The organism is Pseudonocardia sp. TMWB2A (assembly GCF_017312135.1).
Map to the genome: position 1 here is coordinate 1,997,049 of NZ_QKQY01000002.1, position 13,108 is coordinate 2,010,156.

General features: G+C 75.7%; 15 protein-coding genes and 1 riboswitch. Of the genes, 8 read left to right on the plus strand and 7 right to left on the minus strand.

Going from position 1 to position 13,108, the window contains the following annotated elements; genetic code table 11:
- Positions 1–4: 4 nt before the first annotated feature.
- The 4 genes from DMP17_RS24035 to DMP17_RS24050 all read left to right on the plus strand — a co-directional run bounded on the left by DMP17_RS24035 (position 5) and on the right by DMP17_RS24050 (position 3,644).
- The gene (locus DMP17_RS24035; protein WP_308253052.1) at positions 5–1,384 is read left to right on the plus strand and encodes a MadS family sensor histidine kinase; all 1,380 of its coding nucleotides are present in this window, start codon (positions 5–7) and stop codon (positions 1,382–1,384) included.
- Entirely contained in the window at positions 1,381–2,319 is a 939-nt protein-coding gene (locus DMP17_RS24040; protein ID WP_308016853.1) for a MadR family response regulator transcription factor, read from the plus strand. The genes DMP17_RS24035 and DMP17_RS24040 overlap by 4 nt, the downstream gene beginning before the upstream one ends.
- A gap of 273 nt (positions 2,320–2,592) precedes the next feature.
- Positions 2,593–3,060, plus strand: a complete 468-nt coding sequence (locus tag DMP17_RS24045; RefSeq protein ID WP_337830673.1) for a hypothetical protein — start codon at positions 2,593–2,595, stop codon at positions 3,058–3,060.
- A complete protein-coding gene (locus DMP17_RS24050; protein ID WP_443217972.1) occupies positions 2,997–3,644 on the plus strand; it encodes an HNH endonuclease signature motif containing protein in 648 nt (215 codons plus the stop codon). Before DMP17_RS24045 ends, DMP17_RS24050 begins: the two co-directional genes overlap by 64 nt.
- Before the next feature lie 199 nt (positions 3,645–3,843).
- Here the strand turns inward: DMP17_RS24050 and DMP17_RS24055 are convergent, their stop codons facing one another.
- The gene (locus DMP17_RS24055; protein ID WP_337830675.1) at positions 3,844–4,650 is read right to left on the minus strand and encodes a class I SAM-dependent methyltransferase; all 807 of its coding nucleotides are present in this window, start codon (positions 4,648–4,650) and stop codon (positions 3,844–3,846) included.
- A gap of 64 nt (positions 4,651–4,714) precedes the next feature.
- Here DMP17_RS24055 and DMP17_RS24060 point away from each other — a divergent pair, with 64 nt between their 5' ends.
- Together DMP17_RS24060 and DMP17_RS24065 are read left to right on the plus strand one after the other, a co-directional pair.
- Entirely contained in the window at positions 4,715–5,320 is a 606-nt protein-coding gene (locus tag DMP17_RS24060; RefSeq protein ID WP_337830676.1) for a hypothetical protein, read from the plus strand.
- A gap of 97 nt (positions 5,321–5,417) precedes the next feature.
- Positions 5,418–5,939, plus strand: a complete 522-nt coding sequence (locus DMP17_RS24065) for a gamma carbonic anhydrase family protein (RefSeq protein ID WP_226354052.1) — start codon at positions 5,418–5,420, stop codon at positions 5,937–5,939.
- A 46-nt stretch (positions 5,940–5,985) separates the two neighbouring features.
- Here DMP17_RS24065 and DMP17_RS24070 read toward each other — a convergent pair whose 3' ends face one another.
- From DMP17_RS24070 to thiO, 3 genes are all read right to left on the minus strand, one after another.
- On the minus strand, positions 5,986–6,756 hold the full coding sequence (locus DMP17_RS24070; RefSeq protein ID WP_226354053.1) for a thiazole synthase: 771 nt from the start codon (positions 6,754–6,756) through the stop codon (positions 5,986–5,988).
- A 2-nt stretch (positions 6,757–6,758) separates the two neighbouring features.
- Entirely contained in the window at positions 6,759–6,959 is a 201-nt protein-coding gene (thiS, locus tag DMP17_RS24075) for a sulfur carrier protein ThiS (protein ID WP_062398305.1), read from the minus strand.
- A complete protein-coding gene (thiO, locus tag DMP17_RS24080) occupies positions 6,959–8,131 on the minus strand; it encodes a glycine oxidase ThiO (RefSeq protein ID WP_337830677.1) in 1,173 nt (390 codons plus the stop codon). The genes thiS and thiO overlap by 1 nt, the downstream gene beginning before the upstream one ends.
- Positions 8,129–8,237: riboswitch (TPP riboswitch) on the minus strand. (Overlaps the previous gene by 3 nt.)
- Before the next feature lie 30 nt (positions 8,238–8,267).
- On the opposite strand from thiO, the gene thiE reads away from it, so the two are divergent.
- On the plus strand, positions 8,268–8,969 hold the full coding sequence (thiE, locus tag DMP17_RS24085; protein ID WP_443217973.1) for a thiamine phosphate synthase: 702 nt from the start codon (positions 8,268–8,270) through the stop codon (positions 8,967–8,969).
- A 44-nt stretch (positions 8,970–9,013) separates the two neighbouring features.
- Here thiE and DMP17_RS24090 read toward each other — a convergent pair whose 3' ends face one another.
- Both DMP17_RS24090 and DMP17_RS24095 read right to left on the minus strand, forming a co-directional pair.
- A complete protein-coding gene (locus DMP17_RS24090; protein WP_337830679.1) occupies positions 9,014–10,333 on the minus strand; it encodes a hypothetical protein in 1,320 nt (439 codons plus the stop codon).
- A 158-nt stretch (positions 10,334–10,491) separates the two neighbouring features.
- A complete protein-coding gene (locus DMP17_RS24095; protein ID WP_226354057.1) occupies positions 10,492–11,160 on the minus strand; it encodes a DUF3159 domain-containing protein in 669 nt (222 codons plus the stop codon).
- Positions 11,161–11,315: 155 nt separating this feature from the next.
- Here DMP17_RS24095 and DMP17_RS24100 point away from each other — a divergent pair, with 155 nt between their 5' ends.
- Complete coding sequence (locus DMP17_RS24100) at positions 11,316–12,104, plus strand: SGNH/GDSL hydrolase family protein (RefSeq protein WP_337830680.1); 789 nt, start codon at positions 11,316–11,318, stop codon at positions 12,102–12,104.
- A 12-nt stretch (positions 12,105–12,116) separates the two neighbouring features.
- On the opposite strand, the gene thpD is transcribed toward DMP17_RS24100, so the two are convergent.
- The gene (gene thpD / locus DMP17_RS24105; RefSeq protein WP_337830681.1) at positions 12,117–13,043 is read right to left on the minus strand and encodes an ectoine hydroxylase; all 927 of its coding nucleotides are present in this window, start codon (positions 13,041–13,043) and stop codon (positions 12,117–12,119) included.
- Positions 13,044–13,108: the final 65 nt, after the last annotated feature.

The following is a 13,108-nucleotide window of genomic DNA, read 5'->3' on the forward strand; positions in this document are numbered from 1 at the left end:
CGCGGTGACCGCCGCCGCCCGCTTCCCGCGCCGCCGCACACCCGCACCGCCCTCGTCGCCGGCCGCCGGGGGCCGGGTCCGCCCCGACCTCGACCAGCTCACCGGCCTGCGGACCGGCAAGCCGTCGTTCTACCCGGAGTACCGCGAGGGGGCCGAGCGGCTGCGCCGGGTCATCCTCGCGCTGGACCGGATCTCGGCCGCGCTGGTCCGCACGATGGAGGGCTCCGAGGCGCTGGTCCGCGCGGTCGCCGACGCGGCCGCCGACCACCTGTCGGCGGACTGGGTGGTGCTCGGGCTCGTCGACGGCGAGCTGCCCGACGCCGCGCCGCGGCACGTCGTCCTCGGGCCGGACGGCGTCGAGTGGGCCGACCTGGGGTCGGTGCCCGAGCGCGTGCGCCGGCACGTGGAACGACTGCACGCCGGCGACGGCCACCACCATCACGACGACGACCCGCGCCCCCGGCACCTGCACGTCCCGATCCGGCTCGACGGCCGCACCGTCGGCGGGTTCGTCGCGTGGACGCCGCCGGAACGTCACATCGACGACACCGACCACTCGGTGCTGCGCATCCTGGCCGGTCAGACGGCGTCGGCGCTGCAGAACTGCGCGCTGCTGGAGCGGGCCGAGCGGCTGCATGCGCGCACCGCGGCCCAGGCCGAGGACCTGCGCGTCCGCAACGACGAGCTGATGCTCACCCAGCAGGCACTCGGCGCGGCCCGCCAGCGGGAGGTCCTCGACAACGAGCGGCACCGCATCGCCCGCGAGCTGCACGACAGCGTCACCCAGTACGCCCTGTCGGCCGGGATGCACATCGAGCTGTGCCGGTCGGAGATCACCGAGCCGGACCTGCTCCAGCACCTCGACACGGCCAAGGACCTGACGCGGCGCGCCGTCGAGCAGCTGCGGTCGGCGATCTACGCACTCAACGACGACGACCACGCCGACAAGGACCTGCCCTCGATGCTGCGGCAGCTGTCCACCGTGCACATGCCCGACGAGCTGCGGGTCGAGGTGACGATCGGCGGGGCCCCGGTGCCGCTGCCGCACGAGCACGAGCAGTCGCTGTTCCGGATCGCCGGCGAGGCGTTGTTCAACACGGCGATGCACGCGTCGGCCTCGCGGGCGGTGGTGCGGCTGGCCTACGCCGACGGCCGCGTCCGCCTGTCGATCTCCGACGACGGCGGCGCCTCCCCCGAGCAGATCCGCCGCACGCTGCGTGCGGCGTCGGTCCGCGGCCCCTCCGGGGAGCACCGCGGCCTCGTGAACATGGACGCCCGCGCCCGCGAGATGGGCGGGACCCTGCGGTTCCGCCGCTCGCGGATCGGTGGGCTGCAGGTGCAGGTGGACGTCCCGATCGGGACGCCGGGGAAGGAGCTCGGATGAGCAGCGGCACACGGACCGCCCCGGGAGGTCCCGGGCACGCCACCGGCGGCGCCGCCCGGGGCCGCACCGGCACGGACGCCCGCAGCGGCGGCGGACCGGATGCCCGCGGCGGGGCCGGTGTCGGCGCGCGCGGCCCCGGCCACGGCGGTGGTCACGGGGGCGGTCACGGCGGTGGTCACGGCATCCCCGGTCAGGCGGGCCCCGGGCAGGGCGGCGGGAACGCGCCGGGCGGCGGGATGCACGGGTCCGGCGGGACCGCGGCGACCCGCACCGGTCCCGGTCCCGCGGGCGTCGTGGCGCGGCCGATCCGGATCGTGCTGGTCGACGACCACTCGATCATGCGCCAGGGGCTGCGCGCGGTCCTGGAGCGCGAGGACGACCTGCGCATCGTCGGCGAGGCGGGCAGCGCACCGGAGGCGTTCGCCGCCGTCGCGACCGGCCGGCCGCAGGTGGTGCTGCTCGACCTCAAGCTGGCGTCCGGCCCGCAGACCGACGGTCTCGAGGTCTGCCGCAAGCTGTGCGCCGACCACCCCGGCATCGGGGTGCTGGTGCTGACGACCTTCGCCGAGGACCGCCTCGTCGTCGAGTCGGTGCAGGCCGGCGCCCGCGGCTACGTGGTGAAGGACGTCGACACCACCGAGCTCGTCCGCGCGATCCGCGCGGTGTCCCGTGGGGAGAGCGCGTTCGACGCCCGGTCGGCGTCGGCGATGGTGCGGTCGCTGTCCGGCGGGATGCCCGACCGGGAACGGCTGACCGACCGTGAACTGGACGTGCTCCGCCTGCTGGCCCGGGGGCTGTCCAACCGCGCGATCGGTGCCGAGCTGTTCATCTCTGAGACGACGGTCAAGTTCCACGTCGGCAACCTGATGCGCAAGCTGATGGTGTCGCGTCGTGCCGAGGCGGTCTACGCGGCCACCAAGCTCGGCCTCCTCTGACCCCGACGTCCCGGCCACCCCTCTCCGCCCGCCCTTCCTCACGTCACGGCGGCACAGCGGCACAGCGGCACAGCGTGAGGGTGCGGAACGGGCGCCGGCTCCGACCTGTCGGACGCCGGGAGGGCGGACGGGGCCACCACGTCACCCGCCGGGAACACCGGTCCGTGGGACGGCACGGGGAGCCGGCCGGTCGCCGTCGCCGCTCCGGAGTCGCACGGACAAGCCGAGCCGGACGATCCTCCGCGGGCCGCGGCCGGGCCGGACGCCGAGCAGGTGCTCCTGGACCTCGCGCTGGGCGGGACCGCGAGCCATGTCGAGACCGTCGTCCGGGCGGTCCGCCGACGCTGCGCGCCGCCGCGCGACGTCGCCGCCCGGCGTGGGGTGAGCTGGCACCACGACGTCGACGGGTCCCTGGTCGTACGGGCCCGGCTCACTCCCGAGGACGGCGCCCTCCTGGTCGCGGCGATCGAGGCCGGGGTCGCCGCCGCACGCCCGGCTCCCGCCGACCCCACCACGCCGCCCGGCGACGACGACACCGACGATCCGGCCGCACGTGAGGGCGACGGTCGGGATGGGACGGGCCCGATCCGCACGAACAGGCCCGCCGCACGGAGGAGCAGGCACCGGGCGCCGTCGTCGACACCCTGGCCGCCCGGCGGGCCGACGCCCTGCTGGACCTGGTCGTCCGCGAGCCGGGAGCGGCCGGTGGCGCGGTGGTGGAGCGGGGCGCGGCGCGGGTGACGGTCGTCGTCGACGCGGGGACCGGCACCGCGCGGCTCGCCGGCGGCCCCGAGATCGCCGCGAGCACCGCCGAGCGCCTGGCCTGCGACGCCCGGGCCCGCGTGCTGCTCACCGACCGCGCCGCGAACCGGATGTACCTCGGCCGGAGCAGGAGCCTGGCGAGCCCGGCGCAGATCGCCGCACTGACCGCCGACGGCGGCAGTTCCTGCCGGTTCCCGGGGTGCCACCACACCCGCCACCTGCACGCCCACCACGTCCGGCACTGGCTGCGGGGCGGGCCGACGGACGTCGACAACCTGGTCCTGCTCTGCTCGTTCCACCACCGGCTGGTGCACGACCACGGCTACCTTCTCCTGCGCCCACCCGGCGAGGACTGGCTGTTCCACCGGCCCGACGGCACTCCCGTCAAGGCCACGGGCAGACCGCTGGACGGCAGCGCCGAGTCCCTCGTCGAACGGAACACGCGGGCCCGGCTGCGGATCGATCGCAGCACCCTCAGCCCGGACTGGTACGGCGACCGGCTCGACCCCGAGCCGATCCTCGACGCCCTGCTCCCGCCCGGCACGACGGCTGCCGCGGCCTGAACCCCGCCGGTCCTCCGCCGGGCGGCCGAGCACGCACCCGGCCGGGAGCCGACGCGGACCGCAGCGCACCGGGCCGGCAGGAGATCGGCGCGGAACCGGCGCGAGCCAGGGCACGGACCGCGTTCCGCGGAACGCGACGTCGGCCCACCCACCCGGCATCCACGCCCGGACCGGGTCGGCGCACCCGTGACCGGCCAGGTCAGCGCGTCGCCTGGACGGTGAAGCTCAGTGGCACGTCGGGGAGGCCGTCGGTCACGTGCCACTCGCCGTCGTCGTCCTCGGCCATCCGGCCGGGCAGGGCCTCCCAGGGGACGGTCCGGTGCTCGGTGAGACCGGTCAGCGTCAGTCCCTGGTCGAGCAGCGCGGTGACGATCTCACCGAGGCCGTGGCTCCACTCGTGGGTCACGGTCGCGGTCAGGGGGCGTGCGGTGGCGACGTAGCTGCTGTCGTCGTCGAACTCCAGCGGTTCGGTCGTCTCGAACCAGGGGTGGCGGACGGCGAGGTGCTCGTCGAGGGTCCCGAGGAACGGGTGCATGTCCCGGACGAACAGCCAGCCGCCGGGCGCGAGCAGCCGGGCGACGACCGCCGCCCACCGGGTGACGCTCGGCAGCCAGCAGAGTGCGCCGATGCCGGTGTAGACCACGTCGAACCCGTGGTGCGGCAGGACCTCGTCGGCGCGCAGGACGTCGGACTCGACGTAGTCGATGTCGGCTCCGGCGCGGGCCGCGAGGGCGCGGGCCTGCTCCAGCGAGGCCGGGGAGAAGTCCAGGCCGGTGACCCGGGCGCCGAGCCGGTGCAGCGACAGCGTGTCGGTGCCGATGTGGCACTGCAGGTGCACGACGCGCAGGCCGGCGACCGGGCCGAGCCGGTCGGCGTCGAAGCGGACCACCCCGGACAGCCGTGCGGGATCGGCGACGAGCGCGTCCACGCCGTAGTCGGGGCTCTGCGCGTGCAGCGGGGCGCGGTCGTCCCAGGAGGCGCGGTTGAGCGAGAGCGAGCGGTCCACCCGCCCAGCAGAGCACGGGCGGGCCGCGGGGACGACCGGTTTCCGGCCCCGGTAGACAGGACCGATGCGCTGGTACGCCGAACGTCCCGACCGGATCGCCCGCCAGGTCGTCGCCGACGTCGTCGCGCTGCTGTGGACGGTCCTCGCCGTCACCGCCGGCGTGGCCGTGCACGACGGGCTGTCCGCGCTGCGGGGGCCCGGCGACTCGCTGGTCGTCGCGGGCGGGCGGGTCTCCGACGCCTTCACCGGGGTCGCCGGGGCGGTCGGGGCGATCCCGTTCATCGGGTCCGACCTGGCCCGCGCGCTGGATCCGGCCGCGGGGGCGGGCACCGAGCTCGTCGCGGCGGGGCGGGAGTTCGGCGACGCCGTCGGCACCCTCGCGACGGGGGCGCTGGTCGTCGTCCCGCTGGTGATGCTGCTGCCGGTGCTGCTCGGCTGGCTGCCGCTGCGGCTGCGCTACGCCCGGCGGGCCGGTGCCGCCGTCGCCGCGCGGGCCGCCGCGCCGGACCTGCTGGCCGTGCGGGCGCTGTCCCGGGTGCCGGTGTCGCGGCTGGTCCGGGTCGCGCCGGACCCGGCGGCGGCGTGGCGGTCCGGGGACCCGGCCGTCGTGGCCGCGCTGGCCGCGCTGGAGCTGTCCGACCTGGGCCTGCACGCGCACCCGCACGACTGAGCGACGGCACGACGACGACCGGGCGAGGACGCAACGACCGGGCGACGACGCGGTCTCGTTACCGACGGGCACCGCGGCGGGTGCGAAGCTGTCGACCATGCCGCTGTTCGCCCTGGAGGGCCTCTCCCCCACCGTGCACCCGGACGCCTTCGTCGCCCCGACCGCGACGCTCGTCGGGGACGTACGCGTCGAGGAGGGCGCCTCGATCTGGTACAACGCCGTGCTCCGCGCCGACCTCGGGCCGATCGTCGTGCGCGCCGGCGCCAACGTGCAGGACGGGTCGGTGCTGCACGGCGGCGACGACCCGGTCACCGAGATCGGCGAGGGCGCCACGATCGGGCACCTGTGCGTGGTGCACGGTGCCGTGATCGGGGCACGGGCGGTCGTCGGGAACGGCAGCACCGTGCAGGACGGTGCCCGGATCGGCGAGGGCGCGATGGTCGCCGCCGGGTCGACGGTCGCGCCGAACTCCGAGCTGCCCGCCGACCGGCTGATGCTCGGCTCCGCGGCGAAGGAGCGCGGCGAGCTGACCGAGCAGGCCCGCTGGTGGGTGCGGACCAACCCGGACTTCTACCGCGCCCTGGCCCGGCGGCACGCCGACGGCGTCACCCCCGCCTGAGGCCTCCCGATCGGTTCCGGCGCGTTCCGCGGAACGCGCCGGACCGTCAGTCCTCGCGTTCGGGGGAGCTCGCCTGTGCCCGGTAGCGGCGCGGGATCCGGCCGGCGTGCCGGGCGTCCCACCCCGCCTCCACCCCGCGGCGCATCGCGCGCGCCATCCGCTCCGGGTCGGCGGCGCGGGTGACCGCGGTGGCGAGCAGGACGGCGTCGCAGCCCAGCTCCATCGCCAGCGCCGCCTCGGAGGCGGTGCCGATCCCGGCGTCGAGCACGACCGGCACGCCGGCGGCGGCCACGATCATCTCGATGTTGTGCGGGTTGCGGATGCCCAGCCCGGTGCCGATCGGCGAGCCCAGCGGCATGACCGCGGCGCACCCGACCTGCTCCAGGCGACGGGCGAGGATCGGGTCGTCGTTGGTGTAGGGCAGCACGGTGAAGCCGTCGTCGACGAGCTGCTCGGCGGCGTCGAGGAGCTCGACCGGGTCGGGCAGCAGGGTCGTCTCGTCGGCGACGACCTCCAGCTTCACCAGGTCGGTCTCCATCGCCTCGCGCGCCATCCGCGCGGTGAGCACCGCCTCGGCGGCGGTCCGGCAGCCCGCGGTGTTGGGCAGCACGGCGATCCCGAGGCGGCGCAGCAGGTCCAGCAGCCCGGTCCCGCCCGCGACGTCGACGCGTCGCAGCGCCACCGTCGTCAGCTCGGTGCCGGACGCGACCAGCGCCCGCTCCAGGATCTCCAGGTTCGCGGCACCACCGGTGCCCATCACCAGCCGCGAGTCGAACAGGTGGTCGCCGAACGCGAGCTTGTCGGTCTGCACAGCCATGCTCATCCTCCCTGTACCGCGGTCAGGACCTCGACCCGCGCGCCGTCGGCGGGGCGGTGCCCGGCCCACGACGTACGCGGCACGACCTCCCCGTCGACGGCGACGGCGATCCCCCGCTCCGGCAGCCCGGCCTCGGCCAGGATCCGGGCGAGGTCGGCGCCGTCGTCGACGTCGCGGTGCTCGCCGTTCAGCACGATCCGCATCAGTGGTTCCCCTCCTCGCGTGCCCCGGCGGCGGCCGGGGCGAACCGTCGCGGGTCCGCCGCGCGGACCGGTTCCGGCACGTCGTCGCCGCGCAGCAGCGCCGCGACGGCCGCCGCGGTCACCGGTACCAGCAGCATCCCGTTGCGGCCGTGCCCGGTGGCCGCGATCAGCCCGTCGGGCCCGGTGCGCCCGATCAGCGGCAGGTTGTCCCGGCTGCCCGGTCGCAGCCCGGCGGCGGTCTCGGTCAGCGCGTACTCGGCGATCCCGGGCAGGATCCGCTCGGCGTCGCGCAGCAGGTCGCGCACCCCGCCGACGGTGACGTCGGTGTCGAAGCCGTTCTCCGCCGTCGTCGCGCCGACGACGAGGTCGCCGTACCCGGGCAGCGTCCGCGGCACGGCGTAGACCGGCCGCCCGTCGACGAGTGCCCGCACCGTCCGCGACGGCGGCGGCAGCGCCCCGGCGCGCCGGGTCAGCCGCAGGATCTCGCCCTTCACCGGGCGGACCAGCCCGTCGAGCACCGGGTGCAGCGACGACGAGTGCGCCCCCGCCGCGACGACGACCGCGTCCGCCGCGACCTCGGTCCCGTCCGCGAGCCGCACGCCGGTGACACGGGCGCCGTCGTCGAGCACGCGCGCGACCCCGCGGTCGGAGACGACGACCCCGGCCCGCCCGGCCGCGGTCGCCAGTGCGGCGAGCAGCCGCCGGTTGTCCACCGACGGGTCGTCGGGCACCGACAGGCCGCCGCGGACCTCCGGGCCCAGCGCGGGTTCGAGGCGGCGCAGCTCGCGGCCGGTCAGCCGGTGCACGTCGCGGCCGAGGGACTCCAGGTAGTCCGCGAGCGCGGTCAGCTCGGCGCGGTCCCCGGACCCGGTCGCGGCGACGACGGTGCCCTCCGGGTGCATCCCGGCGTCGGTGCCGGCGTCGGCGGACAGGGCCGCGGCGAACTCCGGCCAGCGTGCGACCGAGTCCAGCCCGAGGGCGAGCAGGTCCTCCTCGCCGGGCCAGGCCTCGGTGACCGGGGCGAGCATCCCGCCCGCCACCCAGGACGCGCCGCGACCGGGCGCCGGGTCGAACACCGTCACCGACCAGCCGTCGCGGGCCGCCGCGCGGGCGACGGACAGGCCGACGGCCCCCGCACCCGCGACGACCAGCCGTCCGGCACTCGCGCTCATCGGATCCACCTCACTCCCTGCGCCGGCATGACCCGGATCAGGTTCGACGGTCGGGACCGCGTCGCGGATCCCCTCTCAGCCCGCTGCCCGGGCTCCCGTGGTTCGTCGTCGTCCGGGGCCCAGGCTACGCCGTAGCCTGCGAGCCGTGTCCGACACCGATACCCGTCCCGGCACCGGCGACACCCGGCGCGCCCGGCTCGACGGCCTCACCGACGCCCGTCTCTACCTGTGCACCGACGCCCGCACCGCGCGCGGTGACCTGGCGGAGTTCGCCGACGCCGCGCTCGCCGGCGGGGTCGACATCGTCCAGCTGCGGGACAAGGGCGGGCCCGACGGGCCGCTGGAGGCGAGCGCCGAGCTCGCCGCACTGGAGGTGCTCGCCGACGCCTGCCGCCGGCACGGCGCGCTGCTCGCGGTGAACGACCGCGCCGACGTCGCGCTCGCCGCGGGCGCCGACGTGCTGCACCTCGGCCAGGACGACCTGCCGGTGGCGTGGGCGCGCCGGGTCGTCGGCGACGACGTGCTCATCGGCCGGTCCTCGCACAGCCCCGCCGAGACCCTGACCGCCGCCGACGAGGACGGGGTCGACTACTTCTGCGTCGGACCGTGCTGGCCGACCCCGACCAAGCCGGGACGCCCGGCACCCGGCCTGGACCTGGTGCGCACGGTCGCCGGACGGGCCCCGGCGCGGCCGTGGTTCGCGATCGGGGGCATCGACGGCGACCGCCTCGACGAGGTCCTCGACGCCGGTGCGGACCGGATCGTCGTCGTCCGGGCGATCACCGAGGCCGAGGACCCGCGCGCGGCCGCGGCGACGCTGCGGGCCCGTCTGGGCTGAGCCCGGCCCCGCGGCGCCGGGATCCGGCGCCGCGGGGACGCGGGTCAGTTCTGCGTGCCGGACCCCTGGCCCGAGCCCTGGTTGCCCGAGCCCTGGCCGCCGGAGTTCTGCCCGCCCGAGTCCTGACCCGACTGGCCGGAGCCCGGCTGCTGGGTCGGCAGGACCCGGTTCAGCCCGTCCTGCAGCGGGTTCGACGAGCCCGACCCGTCCTGACCGGAGTCCCGGTCACGGGTGCTGGTCGACGACTCCGACGTGCTGGTCCCCGACTCCTCAGTGGAGGTCGAGCTCGACGACGACGTCGACGAGTCGCCCCCGGAGCCCTCGCCCCGGTCGTTCTCCTGCTGGGCGGGGGGAGCACCGCCGCGGACGACGTTGCTCACCGAGGTCCCGGACGAGCCGGACAGCGACGAGCCCTTCACGAACTCGATGCCGGAGATCAGGAACATCGACACCGCGAAGGTGACGACGCCGAGCACCGCGGACACGATCACCGTCTTGCGGGTGACCCGGACCCGGCGGAACCGGCCGTGGCCCGCTCCGGCGGCGCGGGTGGTGCCGCCGGGTGTCTGCCACGGGTCCAGCAGCACCGTCTCCTCGCCGGTGGGCCCGGCGAGACCGTGGCCGGCACCGTTCTGCGCGGCGACCGCGGTGCCCTCGGCGACGCCCTTGCCGCGCCGGGTCGCCTTGTCCTTCAGCTCGAGCGCCTTGTCCTTGCTGACCTCGAGCGAGCGGGTGAACAGCGTGGTGGCCAGCGTCGAGATGATCGAGCCGAGCGCCGCGCCGATCACCGTGCCGACCGCGCCGAGGAACGAGCCGAGCACCGCCGTGACGATCGCCGCGCCGGCGCCGGCTGCGATCTTCGTCGGGCTGAGGTCGGCCTTGAGGCCGCTCGCCTTCGTGGTGTCCGACGAGGCGTCGCCGGAGCCGTCACCGGACCCGCCCGAGCCTCCGGACCCACCGGGCCCGTTCGGTCCACCGCCGACCGGGCCCACCGGACCGCCGGGACCGGCCGCGCGGGTCGTGTCCGACGCGGGCGGCAGCACCCGGGTGCGCGGACGCCCGCCGGGCGGGGTCCCGTCCGGCACGCCCGGCCCGGGCACGACCGGACTCACCGGACGGCCACCGGGCGGGGTCTGCGTGGTCCGGCCGCGGACGGTGCCCGAGGGCGGCTGCGGGACCCGGCCGCCGTGCGTGCGGGGCGGGTGCGCGGTGCGCTGGCGGGGCAGCCGCGGGGCGTCGGAGGCGGCCACCGGGCGACCGGTGCCGGGTCGGGGAGCGGACGGCTGGGCGGGGGGACGGGCCGGGCCGGGGACGCCACGGGGGGCGTCGCCGAAGCCGGGCTCCGGGGGGCGCTGGTGTGGCATGGCTCCTTGCAGTGATCGTCGGTGCGGCGGCTCGCCCCGGGGGAACGTCCGGGAGGCCACGATTGCGCCGGACGATCACCCGAAGTGGTGACCTTCACACGACCGAGCGAAGGTCACGGGAAGATCACGATTCTAGCGCTACCAGGTGTCAGAGTCTGTCACCGGGGGTGACGGATGCCCGGGTGATCGGCCGGCAGGGCCGTACGCAGCAACGGCCACGACACGAGCACGCTCAGCCCGACCAGCACCGGGCTCAGCACGGTCCGCGCGACACCCAGGAGCACGACCTGGTCGGCCGCCCACAACGGGAGGAACACCGACAGCCGCAGGACGTACTGCGCCACCCACGCCCACGACGCCCGCTGGTACCCACGGAGCAGGTCCGGGTCGCGCCGCCACCTCGTGCGCTGCCCCAGCAGCCCGCCGACGACGACCCCCAGCAGCGGCCACCGCACGACGATCGAGATCGCCCAGGCCAGGGCGCTGCCGACGTTGGACACGATCTGAACCAGGAAGAAGTCCGACGCCCGCCCGGTCACCAGCGCGATCCCGGCCGCGACGACGACCCCGGCCAGCCCGAACAGCACCGCCCGCGGCCGCCGGCCCCGGTACAGCCGCCACCCGGCCACGACGGCCCCCGCGACGATCGCCGCGCCGGCCCCCCAGTTGATCGGGAACGCCGACCCCGCCGCCCCCGCGACCACCCAGGCGAGCACGAACGCGACCACCGGTATCGAGGCGTCCACGGCACCGGCCCGGCCACCGAGCAGTTCGGCGAGCCTCGGGTCCTCCCGGGACGCGGTGTGCGGAGCGCGATCGGACGTCACCCCGCTAAGGGTGCCCTATCCCGCGCGCCGGGTCGACGGGATCCGATTGGCGGACAGCCCGGAACAGGGTGATCATCGGCGTAACACCGGACATCGTTGCAGTGAACAACAGACAAGGCACGCGGAGGACCGGGGACGAGAGGGGGGCCGTGCCGATGCACCAGCAGACGCACGCACAGCACCGGAGCTACGTCGCGATCGGCGACAGTTTCACCGAGGGGCTCGACGACCTCACCCCCGACGGCCGGGCCCGCGGCTGGGCCGACCGCGTCGCCGAGACCCTCGCCCACCGCCGCCCCGGCTTCGGCTACGCCAACCTCGCCGTGCGCGGGAAGGTCCTGGACCAGATCGTCGACGAGCAGATCCCGGTCGCCGAACGGATGCGCCCCGACCTGGTCACCTTCTGCGCGGGCGGCAACGACATCATCGGCTGGTCCTGCGACGTCGACGACCTCGCCGCCCGCTTCGACGCCGCGCTCGGCAGGCTGGTCGCGACCGGCGCCGAGGTGCTCATCTTCACCGGCTTCGACCTGCGCCGGATGCACCCGTTCATCCGCAGGCTGCGCGGCCGGATCGCCTGCTACAGCGAGGACATGCGGGCCGCCGCCGAACGGCACGGCTGCCGCGTCGTCGACCTGTGGGCGATGGACTGCCTCGCCGACCCGCGGGCCTGGGGGCCGGACCGGCTGCACCTGGTCCCGCACGCGCACGAGCGGGTCGCCTGGCGGGTGCTCGAGACCCTCGGCGAGCAGGCCCCGGACTGGCGTGGGCCGTGGCCGGAGCCCGAGGACGGGCCGGCACCCTGGACCGCGCGCCAGGCCGAGGACCTGCGGTGGGTCACCCACCACGTGATGCCGTACCTGCGCAGGAGGCTGCGCGGCACGCACACGTGGGACGACTACCGGCCCAAGCGCCCGGAGCTCTCACCCCTCCAAGGCGCCTGAGCGCGGGACCGCTCAGCGCACCGGGGAAAGGTCCCGGGCGGCGATGTGGGACGGCCGCGGTCGCGGGGCGGAGAACGGCGCCACACAGGCGTTCTCGACGCTGTTGAACACCAGGAAGATGTTCGAGCGTGGGTACGGGGTGATGTTGTCCCCCGACCCGTGCATGCAGTTGGAGTCGAAGAACGTGGCGCCGCCCGCCTCGCCGGTCATCATGGCGATGCCGTGGCGCTCGGCGAGCTTCGCGATCGACCCCGGGTCGGGGGTGCCGATCTCCTGCTCCGTCAGCGACGTCAGGTGGTAGTCCTCCGGCGTCTCGCCGACGCAGGACACGAACGTCCGGTGTGAGCCCGGCATGATCATCAGACAGCCGTTGAACGCGTGGTTGTCGGTCAGCGAGATCGAGCAGCTCACCGCGCGCGGGCCGGGCATGCCGTCCTCGGCGTGCCAGGTCTCGAAGTCGGAGTGCCAGAAGAAGCCCCCGCCGCCGAGCCCGGGCTTGTAGTTGATGCGGCTCTGGTGGACGTACACGTCGGAGCCGAGGATCTGACGGGCCCGCGACAGTACCCGCTCGTCGCGCACCAGCCGGCCGATCGCCTCGGAGATCCGGTGCACCTCGAAGATCGAGCGGACCTCGTCGGAGGACTTCTCGACGACGCAGCGCTCGTCGGCGCGGACCGCGGGGTCGTGGGCGAGCCGGTCCAGCTCGGCCTGGTACTCCGCGACCTCGTTGGACGTGAGCAGGTCCGGCACCTGTACGAAGCCGTCGCGCTCGTGCGCCTCCAGCTCCTGGGCGCCGAACATGCCCGCGCTCGCCCGGTCGCTCCAGACGGTGGGCTCGGCGCGGTCGATGAAGGCGGGGGTGCTGGAGACGCGGGTGGGGTAGCGGTCCGCGGTGGCGCACGCGAGACGCGGTTCGTCGTTTCCGACCGGTGCGGTCATGGACCCTCCTGTGAGTCGCTGTGGGTTTGGTGTCCCTTCGGATGGATGTCGTGTGAACGACCGCG